Here is a 15,791-nt window from a genome sequence, read left to right on the forward strand (position 1 = left end):
CCCGCCATGGACACCGGCGACACTTTCGCTCAGCTCGTCCGCCTCATGCACCGCCTGCGCGCGCCAGGCGGTTGTTCCTGGGACGCGGCGCAGACCCACCAATCACTGAAGCCCTACTTCGTCGAGGAAACTTACGAAGCTCTGGAGGCCATTGATTCGGGCTCCGACCGCGAACTGCAGGAAGAACTAGGCGACGTCCTGCTGCAGGTTCTTTTCCATTCTGAAATCGCTGGAGAGAGACTGGCCTTCACGATCGATGACGTGGTGGAAGGTTTGAGCTCCAAGCTCATTCGCCGACATCCACACGTCTTTGCTGACGGCGACGCTGAAACCCCTGAAGAAGTCGCCCGCAACTGGACCCGCCTCAAACTCGAAGAACGAAAAGCCACAGCAACCCCGGGTCAGCAGCCTTCGGTTATAGACGGGGTACCAGCCGCCCTTCCCACCCTGCTCAAAGCTCATCGCCTGGGAGAAAAGGCAGCGGGCGGTGGTTTTGACCGCGCCAGCGCCGACGATATGCGCTCACAGCTCGACACGGGCCTCACACGCCTCGATGCCGCCCTCGCAGCCGACGACGACCAGCAAAGCGAACTTGTCATAGGCGAGGTACTGTTATCGCTCGTCGACCTGGCGCGCAAAATCGGGGTAAACGCAGACACGGCACTAGCCGGGCGGCTGCGTCGATTTGAAAACCGCTTCCGACTCTTGGAGACCAGCTTTGCCGGCCGCGAAGCCAGCGATATCGGCGCGGGCGAACTGGAACACGCCTGGAAAAAAACCGACGATCAGGGTTGACGAGGCCCTGACCGGGCGCGATCTATCATGGAGCGCGTTATCTCGCTTCCCAGCACGAACGACACCACCATGTAGCAAGCGCCCCCGGCTCCCACCAACAACGGCAACGCCGTTAAAGCTCCACCCGGCAGCTGGGCGACCAGGGGCTTAGCGACAAAGAGCACGGCGCCCATGACCGCAGTGGCCACGAGTTGAACCATCAGCTCGCGGTTAATAATCCTTCGGCCGAAATCCGGAAACTGCCGGGCCACGAAAAAGAACAGGACCGCAGCGTTGCATATTGAAGCCAGTGCGGCCCCCAGGGCGAGCCCTGCGTGGTCGAAGTCGGCCACTCCCATAAACTCAACCGCGCCGGCCAGAGCCTGGCCCGCCCACCAGTCCACGGGCCTGACAGCAGGCCCCATGAAAGCAACGTCAAAAACTACATTCGCTACCAGTGCGACAACAGCCGCCATTACCGGCAGCGATGGCTTTTTCATGGCGTAGAACACGTTAACAAGCACCCGGACTGAAGCCACGCCAAGTAGGCCCAGGCTGCTCGCGCGCAGCGCGAGCGCCGTGGCAGCGGTGTCAGCGGCAGAAAACTGCCCGCGCTCAAAAAGAGCAGACACTATCTCCGGCGCCAGCAACCACATAGCCAGGGCCGCGGGAATACACAGCGACCACGCCATCTGCAGCGACCAGGCGAGGCTGGCTGCCATGCCCCGGGTATCGCCGGCTGCAGCCTGCTCACTCAAACGGGGCAGCGCTGCCGTTCCTATGGCAACGGCGATTATGCCCAGCGGAAACTCAAATATTCGATCAGCGTACCAGAGCCAGGATACGCTGCCCTCCTGGAGCACAGAAGCCAGGATGGTCGATACCAGCACGTTGATCTGGTAGACCGCTGCTCCAAAAACTGCGGGGCCCAGGAGCACACCCACCTGCCTGACAGCCGGATGGGTCGGCCGCCACGAAGGCACTGGGTTTATCCCCTCCTTCAGCAGCGACTTGATCTGTACAGCAAACTGGAAAACCCCGCCCACGAGGACCCCCACGACCAGAGCCATCACGGCGGGTACAAGCCTCTCGGCCAAGGCGACCGCCGCGATAATAATGCTGATATTCAATAGCACGGGGCCGGTGGCGGGCGCTGTGAAGCGCCGATAAGAATGCAATGCCCCCATGGCCCAGGCTGCCATCCCCACCAGTAACAAGTACGGAAACAGCGCCCTGGTAAGCATTACCGCCAGTTCAAACTGGCCCGCATCAGCCGAAAAACCCGGGGCAAAAACCGAGACCACTTCATCAGCAAATAAGACCCCAGTCAGCGTCAGGAGAAGCAGGCCAAGCAACGCGGCGCCGCCCACAGCAGCGATGGCGCGATTGCCCTCAAGTCTCCCCTGCCTTCCGATAATCCCACTGAAGACAGGAACAAAAGCGATGCTTGCCGCCCCTTCGGCCGCTACACGGCGAAACAGATTGGGGATACGAAAGGCAACAAAAAACGCGTCCATGCCACCCGAAGCGCCAAAAAGGCCGCCAAGAACGATATCCCGCGCGAGACCGGATACCCGGCTCACCGCGGTCAACGCCCCCACCCTGACAGCGCCGCCTGCTATTCCGCCCGCAGCGTCACTGTCCGCCTCGTGGCTGGCTTGACCGGACCCGCCGCGCTTGTTAATGTCTGCGATTCCGGTCACCTCGGGGCCTGTTTAGAGGGCCGCTCGAGTTTGCGGCAGAAGCCGTTTTCTCCGAGGGAGCCCATTTCGCTAGAGGAGTCATAGTGGCAAACCATAAATCAGCACTGAAGCGTCACCGGCAGTCTTTACGCCGCCGCACGGCCAATCGTGTGGTTCGTAGCCGTGTTGGCACGGTTGTGCGCCGCCTGCGCGCCGCCATCGCCGCCGGCGACTCGGATACTGCCAAGCAAGAGCTGCTGGCAGCAGAAAGTATGCTCGGTAAAGCAGCCGGCAAAGGGGTGCTCCACCGCTCGACCGCCTCGCGGCAGACGTCGCGTCTCGCTCGACAGGTCGCCGAGCTCTCAAGCAACTAGTCCCCTTTTGCACAGGCCGCGCTGAGACAGCCCAGCGGTATCCGTCCGGGTGTGCCCCCCCCTTGGCCGTGCGCAGCAGCCTACCAGCGCTCATTTTCCCCCGTTACTCTCAGGGCTGTGTTTCTCCCCGCGAGACTTTCGCCCGTACCGTTCCGACAGCATCCAACGGATACACGATCGATAGCGATGACATTACTGCGTCGACCAGGTCCTCCACGAGGCCATCGACAGCAGCGGCACGGGTGTAAACACCCAACTGCACGCCATCGAACTCGGTCAGGTCCCCGGCAGCAACCTTGCGGTCAGCGACAAAAGCCGCACTGCTGGCGACGATGGCATCTCGCACGGCCGGGTGGCCTCGCGAGACCGACAAGTCCCTTTCCATCAGGGTGTCCCCGGCCCGGTTCTTCATCAGCACCCGAACCCGGAGCGTGGTGTCGTAGTCCAGCACTTCGTCGAACTGGTTGAACGCCACCGGCTGGGTAAGGTATCCCGATACAGTGAGTTCAAGAATTGAGTCAGCGCGAAGCGGCGAGTCGACAACACCGAGACGTCCCTGCCTACGAAAGCGAACCCGCAATTCCCGGCGTAGCTTGTCCGCGAGGACCGGATCACCCTCGTCGCCGACAACCTGGGCCACGTAGACACTCCGCACGGAATCTGGCAGCGCAGCACCCGGCCGCAGCACCGTATAACCACAAGCCGACAGCAGGATTGCCGACGCGCAAGCCGATACGAATAAGAGAAGACCACCACCCCTGTTGATCATATCACCACGTTTACCAGCCGGCCCGGCACAACGACCACTTTGCGAGGGTCAGCGCCGTCGAGGTAAGCAACGACCTTCGAGTCGGCCAGCGCCAGGCGGCCCAGCTCATCCCGGTCGGTATCGGGGGATACTTGTATTCTGGACCGTATTTTACCGTTAACCTGCAACACTATTTCAACGCTGTCCCGCAGCATCGCTGCCTCGTCGTAGACGGGCCAACCCTGTTGGTCCATATCTTCTTTACCCGTCAGCTCACCCCATAGCTCGTTGGCGACGTGCGGCACGAAAGGCCCGAGCAGCAAGAGCACCGTGGCAAGCCCGAAGCGATGAAGTCGTTCGCCATCCGCGAGCGCAGCAAAATCAACCGACTGGTATTCATTGACCAGCTCCATTATAGCCGCGATAGCGGTGTTGAAGCGCAGGCGTGTCCCCACGTCGCGACTAACTCGTTGAATCGTTTCGTGCACGACCCCGCGGAGACGCCGTCCCTCTTCGTCCAGGCTTTCGGGCCCCGGGTCAGAACAGTCACCGCTAGTTTCTTCGGCAGCGGCGATTACCTGCCGCCAGACCCTTGATATGAAGCGGCTCGCCCCTTCCACGCCCTTCTCGCTCCACTCGAGATCTTTCTCGGGGGGAGCAGCAAACACCGAGAACAGGCGCGCAGTGTCGGCGCCGTAACGCCCGATAAGTTCATCCGGGTCAACAACGTTCCCCTTCGATTTACTCATCTTGGCACCGTCCTTGATCACCATGCCCTGGGTCAACAGATCACCGAAAGGTTCAGACAGGTCCAGCCAACCAAGGTCCCTGAGAACACGAGTGAAAAACCGGGAGTAGAGAAGATGCAGAACCGCGTGCTCGACCCCACCGACGTATTGGGAAACGGGTAGCCACTCGGCCACCGCCACCGGGTCGAAGGGGCGCTGGTCGTCCCCTGTGCTGGTGTAGCGAAGAAAGTACCAGGACGACTCCATGAAGGTGTCCATCGTGTCAGTTTCCCGGCGGGCTTCTCCACCACAACTGGGACATGAAACCTGAGCGAACTCGGCCAACGACGCGAGCGGCGATGCCCCGCTTGCTGCCATGGTCACGTCCTCCGGCAGGACGACCGGGAGGTCCTTTTCGGGCACCGCTACCGTGCCGCAACTGTCGCAGTAGATAACCGGAATCGGACAACCCCAGTACCGTTGCCGCGAAATACCCCAGTCCCTCAACCTGTAGTTGACGACCGCCCTGCCACGCTGAGTCTCGACGAGCTGCTTGCAGATTCCTTCCCGGGCGTCGCGGCTCGCCAACCCGTCAAAATCACCGCTGTCAAAGAGTACTCCGTCCTCCACCATGGCCTCGGTCATATCGGCGGCTACGAGGGCACCGTCGGGGGGAGCGATCACCGGCCTGATTGCGACACCATTGCCGCGGGCGAACACAAAATCTCGTTGGTCGTGGGCCGGCACCGACATCACTGCCCCGGTCCCGTAGCCCATGAGAACAAAGTCCCCCAGGAAAACCGGAACTTCTTCACCGTTGACCGGATTGACCGCCCGGCTGCCGGTGTCGAAACCCTGTTTGCCCTGCGCGCGCTCTACGTTGCTTCGCGAGGCCACGGCATCCACGAACTCCCGGGCTTCCTTCTCGCGCCCCCCGGCTTCGGCCAGCTTCATTGCCGCCGGATGCTCGGGAGCAATACACACAAAGGTGGCTCCAAAAAGAGTATCAACCCTGGTAGTGAACACTTGCAGGGTTTCACCAAGGGCAGGCAGTTCGAAAAAAACTTCTACGCCCTCGCTGCGGCCGATCCAGTTGCGCTGCATGGTGAGGACCTTGTCGGGCCACTTGCCCTTGAGCTGGTCCAGGCCGTCGAGCAGCTCGTCGGCGTAATCGGTAATCTTCAAGAACCACTGGTCAAGCTCGCGGTTGGTTACCGGGCTGTGCCCTCTCCAACAACTATCCCCGTCGACCTGCTCGTTGGCGAGTACCGTACCACAGCCTTCGCACCAGTTGACGACAGCGCTCTTTCGGTAGGCTATGCCACGCTCAAGCATCTGCACAAAAAACAGTTGCTCCCATCGATAGTAGTCAACATCGCAGGTCGCCAGTTCAGTGCCGGGGTCATAACTGAAGCCCAGGCGCCCCAGTTGTTTCTTCATTTCCTCGATATTGGCCCGCGTCCACGAAGCCGGCGCTACGCCCCTCTCGATGGCAGCAGCCTCGGCTGGAAGTCCGAAGGCATCCCAGCCCATGGGATGAAAAACCTTGTGCCCCCGGGCCGCGTGAAAGCGCGCGAGCACGTCGCCGATGGTGTAATTCCGGACGTGCCCCATGTGGATGCGCCCCGAGGGGTACGGAAACATCTCGAGCTGGTAGTATGGCGTGCCATCACCAGCAGGCTTGAAACTGTCGTTATCCTGCCAGTGGCGCTGCCACTTATTCTCGATGACCGAGGGGTCGTAAAACTTCACCCCGACTTGCCGTCCTGTTTCTCCAGCAGCTTGCGCTCCATCGCAACCGAGTCGAGAACCCCGTTAACAAAAGCTGGGCTGGTGGTGTCACAAAATTTCTTGGCAACCTCGACAGCTTCGTTTATCACCACCGCCGCAGGCGTGTCGCCCACGTATATCATTTCGCCAAGAGCGACCCTGAGCAGGCACAGATCCACACGCGCTATGCGTTGGATGTCCCAATTTTCTGCCGCGCCTGAAATCAAAGCGTCGAGTTCTTCCTGGTGCTCGAGCGCCGCCGTCGCCAATTGCGAACCGAAACGGCGAACGGTCTCACCGACGGTTGGAAGTTCAGCCCAGAACAGCTCTATGGCCTCGGGCGAGCGCTCACCGCCAAGCTCCACCTGGTAGACAAGCTGCAAGGCCGCTTCGCGCGCTTTGGTTCGTGCCCCCATGCGACCTTCAGCCTGCGGCCAACCGGCGCATCTCCAGTAATGTGTCGACCGCGCTGACCACCGCATCGTACCCCTTGTTACCAAACTCTCCGCCTGCTCGGGCCAATGCCTGCTCTATGTTGTCGGTCGTGAGTACCCCAAAAGACACGGGCATGTTTTCCTCCAGTGCGACCTGCTGAACACCAGCAGCAGCCTGGGCACACACGTAGTCAAAGTGCGGGGTCTCTCCCCTGATGACAGCCCCCAGGCAGACAACGGCGTCATAACGCCCACTCCGGGCAGCACTCGCGGCCAACAAAGGCAGTTCGAACGCCCCCGGCACGCGATAGACCTCGGTATCTGCTTCGTGCTTGTCGGCCGCCAAAAGCGCCCCTTCGAGCAGACTATCGGTCACAGCCGAATTAAAACTGGCGACGACCACCGCGATTCGAGTCTTGTTATTCGCCACCGCTGTTCTCCCTGGAAACGATCTCCAGCGCCCCGCTGTCGAGAAGGTGGCCGAGTTTCTGCTTCTTGGTCTTGAGGTAGTCCACGTTGTGAGAACGAGCCGGTGGCTGGAGCGGGCGCCGTTCGATCACATTAATACCGTGCTTCTTGAGCCCGCTTACCTTCGCTGGGTTATTCGTAAGCAGGCAGACCCTGGCAACGCCAAGGTCCTTGAGTATCTGTGCCGCCATTCCGTAATCCCTGAGGTCCTCGCCAAAGCCGAGGTCGAGATTGGCCTCAACCGTATCCCTGCCTTGGTCCTGCAGGTGATAGGCCTTGATCTTGTTCGCAAGGCCTATGCCACGCCCCTCCTGGTGCATGTAGACGACGACGCCGCGACCACTGCGCGCAATCATCTCGAGCGACATGGCGAGCTGTTCTCCACAGTCGCAACGCGCCGAGCCGAGCACGTCACCGGTAAGACACTGTGAATGAACTCTCACCCAGATCGGTTCCGGGCCGTCAAGGACTCCCGCTACCAGGGCCACGTGTTCGTGTTCGTCCATCTCGTTACGATAGACAACGGCGCGATAGCGGCCACCGTAGGCGCTGTCGATTTCCCTTTCGGCAACCCGCTCAACCACCAGCTCGGTTTTGAGTCGCATATCCACCACTTCCGAGACGTCGACCATGGGAAGCGAAAAGCGTTCGGCCAAGGATCGTAACTCTGCTTCATCAGCCACTTCGCCATCGTTACCCAGCACGCAACAAAAGGCGGCAGAGCGCGGCGAGCCGGTCATGGCAACAAGGTCAGCAGCAGCTTCAGCGGGGGCCGCCGTAACCAGAGACCCCCTGTCCGAAACACGAACCGAGTGCACGTGGCCGGGCATGACCAGGGAGGCCACGTCAGAATCTGGATGCGAAGCCACCAGTATCGTCCGCGCCCGGTCGGCCGCGGAAATTCCGGTGCTCACTCCTTCCGCCGCTTCAATGGACGCGCCGAAGACCGGCCTACCTTCCGCCGCCGAATCGTCGGCCAGCAGCGGAATGCCCAGCTGTTGCATGCGCTGCTCAGTCATCGCCAGGCATACCAGACCGCGGGCGTGGCTCACGAAAAAATTGATCGTATCGGCATCAAGCAGGCCCGGATTTACGCAGACGCTGGCCCCCCGCTCCGGGTGCTCACGGTCAGTCAAGAGCACGACCCGGCCAGCGGCCAGAGCGCTCACGGCAAGCTCTACCGGTTTTTCTTTTTTGACCTCAACCATTCTTTTCAAAGCGACCGCGCCACACGAAGTCATGGCCGACCCTGTCTATCGTGCCATCACTCAGCATGGGTGCTCCCGCCGGAGAGCTGACCCCAAGGGAATCAAGCATTGGCACCCCATCGCCGCCGAGCAGCCGTGTACTATAGAACAGGGTCAGTTCAGAAACCACGCGGGCTTTAACGGCGCTCGCGGCGACCCCGGCTCCGCCCTCTATCAGCAATTCGTGCACATCGCGCCTGCCCAGTTCGGCCAGCAACCGGTGCCACGCACCCCGCCCGCGCCCGCGTATGCCGTAGATCTCCGCACCGGCAGTTCGCAGGGCATCGGCCTTGCCGCTACTGACTTCGCCGGGGGCACAAACCAGGAGGCAATCTCCCCGCCCCGCAACTACCCGTGACAGGGGTGACACCGCGAGGCGTTCGTCGAGAACCACGCGCAACGGTTGTCTCGCACCGCGAAGCCTGCAGCTGAGCCGAGGGTCATCAGCAGCTACTGTGCCCGCGCCGACGAGCACGGCGTCCGCTTGTCGCCGCATCTGCTGTACCAGGGCACGGGAGGCCGGCCCCGAAATCCACTTGGAAGCTCCGCCCCTGGCGGCTATACGCCCATCGAGACTGACGGCGAGTTTCATGCCCACCAGCGGGGAGCCAGTCTGGACCCACTCTCGGTACCCCTTCACAAGTTGGTCGCACGCGGGCTGTTCGACACCCGCGACAACTTTGATCCCGGCTGCCCTGAGTTTGCGGCCACCACGACCGTTGACCCGCGGGTTGGGATCGCGGCTTCCGTAGACCACCATCTTGACGCCGGCTGTGATCAAGGCCTCGGTGCAGGCCGGCGTGCGTCCCTGCTCACAGCAGGGTTCGAGCGTCACGTAAACCGTAGCCCCTCGCGCCGCAGCACCCGCATCGGCGAGAGCCGCGACCTCGGCGTGCGCCTGCCCGGCGACGGCATGAAAGCCCCGGCCCACCAACCTGCCGTTTTTGACCACCACGCAGCCGACCGCCGGGTTCGGCGAGGTCTGGCCAAGACCAAGTTCGGCCTCTTCGCAGGCCTGAAGCATGCGCCTGCTATCAGCGGCCGCTACCGTGCTCATTATTGCTTATCTCCCTGACCCTTTTCGCGCACCAGGCTTTCCAGTGCTGACATGAACTCGTCTATGTCGCGAAAAGAACGGTAAACCGATGCAAAACGCACATAGGCTACTTCGTCGAGCCCCTTGAGGGAGCGCATTACCGCTTCACCAACTACCGAACTGTCGAGTTCGGCCAGGCCAAGTTCCTGCACTTCTCGTTCTATCGCATCGGCGGTGGATTCGACCGCTTCAACCGAAACCGGGCGTTTCTCGCAAGCCTTGAAAAGCCCCCGAACGATTTTTTCACGGTCCCAGCTTACGCGGCGCCCCCCCTTCTTCACAACGTGGGGCATGATCGCGTCGATGCGCTCGTAGGTGGTAAAACGGCGTCCGCAGCCTTCGCATTCCCTGCGCCGCCGGACGGTGTCATCACCGCTGTCGCGGGAATCAACGACCCGGTTACCGTCGACGCTGCAGAACGGACACTTCACGTCAGCCTCACCGGGCCACGCGCTTCAGGCGCGGGCTTGTCGGGCCGGTGCCGATGAGGGATAGAGGGGAAAAGAGGCGCAAAGACTCGCCACTTCGGTTCCCACCGCGACTGCGACCGAGGCATCGTCTATCGCTGCCAGTACCCGTTCGATGAAAGCGGCCACCGCTGCCATCTCGCCGGTCCCCATGCCCCGCGTGGTGACGGCGGGTGTACCCAGCCTCAACCCGGAGGTGACAAAAGGCGAGCGTGGATCATCGGGAACCGAGTTCCTGTTGGTAGTAATGTTCGCACGGTCGAGAGCATGCTGCGCAACCTTGCCGGTAATCTCGCTCTTTCGAAAATCGATCAACAGCAGGTGGTTGTCGGTACCGCCCGACACCAGGCTGAAACCGCGGCCAAGCAAGCCGTCAGCGAGAGCGCGCGCGTTATCGAGCACCGCCTGCTGGTAAACCTTGAAGCTGGGCTCGAGAGCTTCTGAAAACGCGACCGCCTTGGCGGCGATGACGTGCATAAGGGGACCGCCCTGATTCCCCGGAAAAATGGACGAGTCTATGGCCTTGGCAAATTCTTCCCGACACAAGATAACGCCACCACGTGGACCGCGCAGGGTCTTATGCGTGGTGGTGGTCACGAAATCGCAGTAGGGCACGGGAGACGGATGCAGACCGGTAGCCACCAGCCCCGCAACGTGGGCAATGTCAGCCATCAACAGCGCCGATACCTCGTCGGCGATTTCTCTGAAGCGCTTGAATTCAAGCTGCCGGGGATAAGCGCTGTGACCGGCAACTATCATTTTAGGCTTGTGCTCTCTCGCGAGCTCGGCCACCTCGTCGAAGTCGATCAGTCCATCCGGCTCCTTGACCCCGTAGGGGATAACGTTGAAGAACCGCCCCGAAAAATTAACCGGGCTGCCGTGGGTGAGGTGCCCGCCGTGGGCGAGGTTCATGGCCAGTATCGTGTCTCCCGGCTGAAGCTGCGAAAAATAAACCGCCATGTTGGCCTGCGAACCGGAGTGGGGTTGCACGTTGGCGTGGTCAGCGCCGAACAATTCGAGCACCCGGTCTATGGCCAGCTGCTCGACAACGTCAACGTGCTCGCAGCCACCGTAATAGCGACGTCCTGGGTAACCCTCGGCATACTTGTTGGTGAGCACAGACGACATCGCTTCGAGCACCGCCTCGCTGACCACGTTCTCAGAAGCGATGAGTTCGAGATTGCGCTCCTGCCGAGCAAGTTCGTCGCCCACGGCTTTGCTGATTTCAGGATCCTGTTGTGCAAGCAGGCTCATCGGCTGCTACCTCGCCCCGCACTTTCAAGCGCGGTTATCTTGTTAACCCGTCCCTGGTGTCGGCCTCCCTCAAAAGAGGCGCTCGCCCAGGCTTCTACTACGTCCTTGATCAATCGATCGCCCATCATTCCACCGGCCAACACCAAGACATTCGCGTCGTTGTGTTGCCGAGAAAGTCGTGCCCCGGTTACATCATGCACAAGGGCAGCCCGGACACCCGGGATCTTGTTGGCGGCAATCGACATCCCGATGCCGCTGCCACAAAGCAACACACCCAGTTCCGATTTTCCGCTACCCACGGCCTCGCCTACGACCTGGGCATAGTCGGGGTAGTCCACCGAGTCCTCTCCCGTGGGACCGGCATCGGCGACGACCTATCCCAGCGAAGCGAGCGTTTTGACAACCAGCGCTCGCGCGGCAACCGCGGCGTGATCCGAGGCCACGATAACTTTGGTCGCTGACGCTATCGCTGATTACCCCTTACTTCTGGTCGGCCTGGACATAGTCGATGACGTCCTGGACCGTGCGGATTTTTTCAGCGTCTTCGTCAGAGATTTCAACCTCGTACTCTTCTTCCAGGCCCATGATCAGCTGAACGATATCAAGTGAATCGGCGCCCAAGTCATCAAGGAAAGAGGAATCGAGGGATACCTGCGACGGGTCAACCGTCAGGTGTTCGCAGATAATTTTGAGCACCTTTTCGTTTACAGAACCCATACTTCTATCTCCCTCCGGTCGAACGGCAACCCTGCGGTCGCCGCCTCGCGACAGCGTCGCGGGAACGCCGGTTACATATACAAGCCACCGTTGACATGCAACACGGCACCGGTGACATAAGAGGCCCCTGTTTCGCACAAAAAGCTTATCGCATGGGCTATTTCGGCGGGCGTGCCGGCCCGACCTACCGCGGTGGAATCGAGCACTGACTGCAGCCGTTGTTCATCGATTGCCGAGGTCATATCGGTCTCGATGAAACCCGGGGCCACACAGTTTACGGTGATGCCCTTACCACCCACTTCGCGAGCGAGCGCCCTCGTGAAACCCTCAATTCCGGCCTTCGCGGCAGCATAAGCGGTCTGGCCCGCGTTGCCGGTCGAAGCCACCACCGAACTCACGTTGACGATCCTGCCAAAACGAGCCTTGAGCATGGCCGGCAACAGTACACGACATACCGAAATGGAAGACTCCAGGTTGTCGGCAAGGACACCGGATACGAAATCGCCCTTCGACCTCAAGAGTAAGCCATCGCGCGAACGGCCGGCACAATTCACGACCAGTTCGGCGCCGATGCCGCTCAATTCTGCAACCGCCCCGGTTTCTGAGAGGTCAAGCTTCCGGGATTCAAAAGCCTTTGCCAGATCGCCGAGTGAAGATGCAAACTCCTCGGCGGCGTCCAGGTCTGTCCTGTAGACCCCGACTACGCGGGCGCCTCCCTCGAGCAGCGACCGAGTAACGGCTGCTCCTATGCCCCGGGTACCGCCGGTGACCAACGCCAACCGCCCCGCAAAACGAGCAGTCGGATCCAGCAGACTACTCCTGGGTGCCGGCTACAGCGCGGCCCTTATAGTGGCCACATGCGGCGCAGGCACGGTGCGGAGCTCTTTTTTCACCGCAATTCGGGCAATCCGCCATGGGCGGAGTTGAAAGGGAGTCGTGGGAGCGACGCGAATCTCTCTTTGACTTCGAAGTTCTTCTCTTTGGTACAGCCATCTCGGTATCTTCCTCTCTTCTAAACTCGGCAACCCTTGCTCTACCGACAATCAATCACAAGTGCACGGTGCCCGGTTGAGGTTGGACCCACAGCCGAAACACAGGCCCCTGCAATCTTCGTTGCAGGGCGTAGTATCATCAACTCCCAGCAACAGCTCTTCAACTACCAGTGGTGACAAGTCGAGCCTGTCGCCGTCGTGACTCGCGACCGCGCTGCTTTCAGCACCGGCTCCACGGTCAAACCGTTCAACGACAAGGCGAAAATCCCGCTTGATACCCCTGAAAAACTCGTCGAGACAACGCGGGCAATCACCCATCACGCCGCCCTCCAATCGCCCTGTGACGACCACGTCGTCGCCACAAAGCTGCACCTCCGCAGCTACCTTGAGCTCTTCGTCAAAATGCTGGCCCGTACACCCGGGACTCAGCGCGAGCTGCCGGTTCATGCCTTCAACGGGTTCAAAAAACTCTACCCGCCTGGGAACCGACCCAAGGTCTGCTATGCGGACTTCCATTCTCGCCTACAAAACCATGTGCTTACCGCACCGGAACGCCTCGACAGCCGCGAACTCTACACCGAGCTGCCGAGGAAGGCAACGAATCAATTCATCCCGTCGGACCCCGTTTCCAGCGCTTTTTCGAGCCGGGCTACCCGTTTAAACAGCTCGGGTAAGCGTTTGAGCAGCACCGAACAGCGCCGCCACAGGCCAATGTTTACCGCGGGCGTTCCGGCAACTATCTCGCCACTTTCGACATCGCCCAGCACGCCGGTCTGCCCTGCGCACTGCACGCCGGCGCCGATTTCGAGGTGTCCACCGAATCCGCACTGCCCACCGGTCATTACCCCGGCCCCCAGCCTGGTGCTCCCGGCCACACCGGTCTGTGCCGCCAGTATGGTGTGATCGCCCAGTTCGCAGCCGTGCGCAATCATGACGAGATTGTCCAGCTTGACGCCGTCTCCAAGTGTGGTAACTCCCACCGCGGCCCTGTCTACCGTGGTGTTGGCTCCCAGATCAACGCTGTCGCCGATCTCTACCGTGCCGGCCTGGGGAACGCTGAGCGCCACGCCCTGCCCGGTGGGCAGAAAGCCGAAGCCGTCGCCGCCAAGCACCACTCCAGGCTGAAGAGTGACATCGTCACCCAGCACGACCCGCTCGCGGACGACTACTCCCGCGTGGGCCGTAAAATTATGCCCGGCCTTGACCTCGGGATAGATAACGACGTGCGGATGTATCCGCGCCCCCGGACCGAGCACTACATTTTCGCCCAACACAGCAAACGGGCCTACGTAGGCGCCTTCTCCAAGGCGGGCGGTATCGGCAACGACGGCTGAGGCATGTATGCCCTCAACCGGCTGTGGCCGATCGTCAAACAGGGCAATTGCTGTCGCGAATACAAACTGGGGATTGTCGCACCTGAGTAACTGCAGCCCCTCCGATTCAACCGAGCGGTCTACGAGCACAGCGCCGGCCGAAGACGACCGAAGCAACCGCCGGTATTTGAGACTGGAGACGAAAGCTAGATCCGCGGGGCCGGCAGTCTCTATCGGGGCTACACCCGTTATTTCTATCGCCGGATCTCCATCGAGCTCAGCGCCGAGCTTTTCTGCAAGTTCATCAAGCCGCATATTGGTCGTTTACCCCTGTCGCGACAGCAGAACAAGGGATTGCGTTTCTCGATACCCCCTGCAAACATCCCCGACGCGCGAACGGCAACACGCCACTTCGCTAACAAGTCATGATAGACGTCGATTTCGCCAAGGGGGACGGGCTCGTTCCCGTCATAGTCCAGGACCACGAGGACGGTACCGTCCTTATGGTTGCCTACATGAACGAGCAATCGTGGAAACACACCCTTGAGACCGGCACCGCCACCTTCTGGAGCCGTTCACGCGGCGAGTTGTGGATCAAGGGTCAATCAAGCGGCAATACCCAGCTGGTAAAAGACGTTTTCGTCGACTGTGACTCCGACACGATATTGCTGCAGGTTGAGCAAGTGGGTGGAGCCGCGTGCCACGAAGGTTACCGCTCCTGTTTCTTCAGGCGGGTGGTAGACGACGAGCTGCAGGTACAGGGCAAAAGGATATTTGACCCGGCCGAGGTGTACAGCAAGTGAGCGTTCTCAAATTTGGTGTGCCCAAGGGCAGCCTCGAAGATTCAACTATAGAGCTACTGCGCAAGTCCGGCTGGAGAATCACAAAATCCTCGCGCAGTTATTTCCCCTACATCGACGACCCCGACATCACCTGTTCGCTTGTGCGAGCCCAGGAGATGTCACGTTACGTTGAACTGGGAGCTCTCGACTGCGGTATTACCGGCAAAGACTGGACCGAAGAAAACCACTCCGACGTCGAGGCGGTTTGCGATCTTGTGTACTCCAAGGCCTCTTTCCGTCCCACCCGCTGGGTGCTGGCGGTACCGGCGGGGTCTGAGATAAAGTCGCCCGAAGACCTCGAAGGAAAACGCATCGCGACCGAACTGACCGGGTTTACGGCCCGGTACTTTGCCGACAAAGGCATCAAGGTAGACGTGGAGTTTTCCTGGGGAGCCACCGAGGCCAAGATCAGCCAGGGCTTGTGCGACGCCATAGTCGAGGTCACCGAAACGGGGAGCACCCTGCGGGCAAACGGCTTGGAAATCATAGCCGACCTGATGGAATCCAACCCCCAGCTGATAGCCAACCGCGAAGCCATGGCGGATCCGGTCCGCAGCGCCAAGATCGAACAGATCTCAACTCTGCTCAAGGCCGCCCTGGCCGCCGAGGGAGTGGTCGGCCTCAAGATGAACGTCCCACGGGCCCAGCTCGAAGCGGTCACCAGCGCGCTTCCCAGTGTAACCGCGCCGACAGTTGCCGATCTGCTGGAAGGCGATTGGGTATCAGTCGAGACGATAATCTCTGAGAAAGCCGTGCGCGACCTCGTACCGCTGCTGCTCAAGGCGGGGGCCGTGGGCATAGTTGAGTACCCGTTGAACAAGCTCATCTGAGCTACAGGGCTCTGAACTACTGGATCCTGAACTACTGGATCCTGAACTACTGGAG

Annotated in this window: 19 protein-coding genes; 4 read left to right on the forward strand and 15 right to left on the reverse strand. The window is 60.7% G+C overall.

The annotated features are described in order from the left end of the window. Positions 1 to 6 precede the first annotated feature (6 nt). Positions 7 to 795: a nucleoside triphosphate pyrophosphohydrolase gene (mazG, locus tag EYQ35_07630; protein ID HIF64005.1), complete on the forward strand. Its 789-nt coding sequence runs from the start codon at positions 7 to 9 to the stop codon at positions 793 to 795. On the opposite strand, the gene murJ is transcribed toward mazG, so the two are convergent. Continuing rightward, entirely contained in the window at positions 786 to 2,477 is a 1,692-nt protein-coding gene (gene murJ, locus EYQ35_07635) for a murein biosynthesis integral membrane protein MurJ (protein HIF64006.1), read from the reverse strand. The two genes, mazG and murJ, sit on opposite strands and share 10 nt — an antisense overlap. Positions 2,478 to 2,560: 83 nt before the next feature. On the opposite strand from murJ, the gene EYQ35_07640 reads away from it, so the two are divergent. Then, a complete protein-coding gene (locus EYQ35_07640; protein ID HIF64007.1) occupies positions 2,561 to 2,830 on the forward strand; it encodes a 30S ribosomal protein S20 in 270 nt (89 codons plus the stop codon). A gap of 109 nt (positions 2,831 to 2,939) precedes the next feature. On the opposite strand, the gene EYQ35_07645 is transcribed toward EYQ35_07640, so the two are convergent. The 14 genes from EYQ35_07645 to lpxD form a co-directional block, all read right to left on the reverse strand. Next, positions 2,940 to 3,599, reverse strand: coding sequence for a hypothetical protein (locus tag EYQ35_07645; protein ID HIF64008.1), 660 nt, complete (start codon positions 3,597 to 3,599; stop codon positions 2,940 to 2,942). After that, positions 3,596 to 6,058 (reverse strand): leucine--tRNA ligase, encoded by a 2,463-nt coding sequence (locus EYQ35_07650; protein ID HIF64009.1) that lies wholly within the window; start codon positions 6,056 to 6,058, stop codon positions 3,596 to 3,598. Before EYQ35_07650 ends, EYQ35_07645 begins: the two co-directional genes overlap by 4 nt. Beyond that, positions 6,055 to 6,558 (reverse strand): transcription antitermination factor NusB, encoded by a 504-nt coding sequence (gene nusB, locus EYQ35_07655; GenBank protein HIF64010.1) that lies wholly within the window; start codon positions 6,556 to 6,558, stop codon positions 6,055 to 6,057. Before nusB ends, EYQ35_07650 begins: the two co-directional genes overlap by 4 nt. After that, positions 6,500 to 6,940 carry a 6,7-dimethyl-8-ribityllumazine synthase gene (locus tag EYQ35_07660; GenBank protein ID HIF64011.1) on the reverse strand — a complete coding sequence of 147 codons (441 nt, stop codon included), beginning with the start codon at positions 6,938 to 6,940 and terminating at the stop codon, positions 6,500 to 6,502. Before EYQ35_07660 ends, nusB begins: the two co-directional genes overlap by 59 nt. After that, a complete protein-coding gene (gene ribA, locus EYQ35_07665) occupies positions 6,930 to 8,219 on the reverse strand; it encodes a GTP cyclohydrolase II (GenBank protein HIF64012.1) in 1,290 nt (429 codons plus the stop codon). The genes EYQ35_07660 and ribA overlap by 11 nt, the downstream gene beginning before the upstream one ends. Then, a complete protein-coding gene (gene ribD / locus EYQ35_07670) occupies positions 8,179 to 9,282 on the reverse strand; it encodes a bifunctional diaminohydroxyphosphoribosylaminopyrimidine deaminase/5-amino-6-(5-phosphoribosylamino)uracil reductase RibD (GenBank protein ID HIF64013.1) in 1,104 nt (367 codons plus the stop codon). Before ribD ends, ribA begins: the two co-directional genes overlap by 41 nt. Continuing rightward, positions 9,282 to 9,752 (reverse strand): transcriptional repressor NrdR, encoded by a 471-nt coding sequence (gene nrdR, locus EYQ35_07675; protein HIF64014.1) that lies wholly within the window; start codon positions 9,750 to 9,752, stop codon positions 9,282 to 9,284. Before nrdR ends, ribD begins: the two co-directional genes overlap by 1 nt. 24 nt (positions 9,753 to 9,776) lie before the next feature. After that, entirely contained in the window at positions 9,777 to 11,042 is a 1,266-nt protein-coding gene (locus EYQ35_07680; GenBank protein HIF64015.1) for a serine hydroxymethyltransferase, read from the reverse strand. Beyond that, on the reverse strand, positions 11,039 to 11,380 hold the full coding sequence (locus EYQ35_07685; protein ID HIF64016.1) for an RpiB/LacA/LacB family sugar-phosphate isomerase: 342 nt from the start codon (positions 11,378 to 11,380) through the stop codon (positions 11,039 to 11,041). The genes EYQ35_07680 and EYQ35_07685 overlap by 4 nt, the downstream gene beginning before the upstream one ends. Before the next feature lie 142 nt (positions 11,381 to 11,522). Further along, positions 11,523 to 11,759 carry an acyl carrier protein gene (acpP, locus tag EYQ35_07690; protein ID HIF64017.1) on the reverse strand — a complete coding sequence of 79 codons (237 nt, stop codon included), beginning with the start codon at positions 11,757 to 11,759 and terminating at the stop codon, positions 11,523 to 11,525. Between the two features lie 71 nt (positions 11,760 to 11,830). Beyond that, positions 11,831 to 12,568, reverse strand: coding sequence for an SDR family oxidoreductase (locus EYQ35_07695; protein ID HIF64018.1), 738 nt, complete (start codon positions 12,566 to 12,568; stop codon positions 11,831 to 11,833). 4 nt (positions 12,569 to 12,572) lie between these two features. After that, entirely contained in the window at positions 12,573 to 12,752 is a 180-nt protein-coding gene (locus tag EYQ35_07700; GenBank protein HIF64019.1) for a 50S ribosomal protein L32, read from the reverse strand. Positions 12,753 to 12,802: 50 nt separating this feature from the next. Then, positions 12,803 to 13,267 (reverse strand): DUF177 domain-containing protein, encoded by a 465-nt coding sequence (locus EYQ35_07705; protein ID HIF64020.1) that lies wholly within the window; start codon positions 13,265 to 13,267, stop codon positions 12,803 to 12,805. 86 nt (positions 13,268 to 13,353) lie between these two features. Then, complete coding sequence (lpxD, locus tag EYQ35_07710; protein HIF64021.1) at positions 13,354 to 14,379, reverse strand: UDP-3-O-(3-hydroxymyristoyl)glucosamine N-acyltransferase; 1,026 nt, start codon at positions 14,377 to 14,379, stop codon at positions 13,354 to 13,356. A gap of 110 nt (positions 14,380 to 14,489) precedes the next feature. On the opposite strand from lpxD, the gene hisI reads away from it, so the two are divergent. Both hisI and EYQ35_07720 read left to right on the forward strand, forming a co-directional pair. Next, positions 14,490 to 14,867, forward strand: a complete 378-nt coding sequence (hisI, locus tag EYQ35_07715) for a phosphoribosyl-AMP cyclohydrolase (protein HIF64022.1) — start codon at positions 14,490 to 14,492, stop codon at positions 14,865 to 14,867. Continuing rightward, a complete protein-coding gene (locus EYQ35_07720; protein ID HIF64023.1) occupies positions 14,864 to 15,736 on the forward strand; it encodes an ATP phosphoribosyltransferase in 873 nt (290 codons plus the stop codon). The genes hisI and EYQ35_07720 overlap by 4 nt, the downstream gene beginning before the upstream one ends. Positions 15,737 to 15,791 lie beyond the last annotated feature (55 nt).

This window comes from Candidatus Binatota bacterium, assembly GCA_012960245.1.
Taxonomy (GTDB): Bacteria; Desulfobacterota; Binatia; order UBA1149; family UBA1149; genus UBA1149.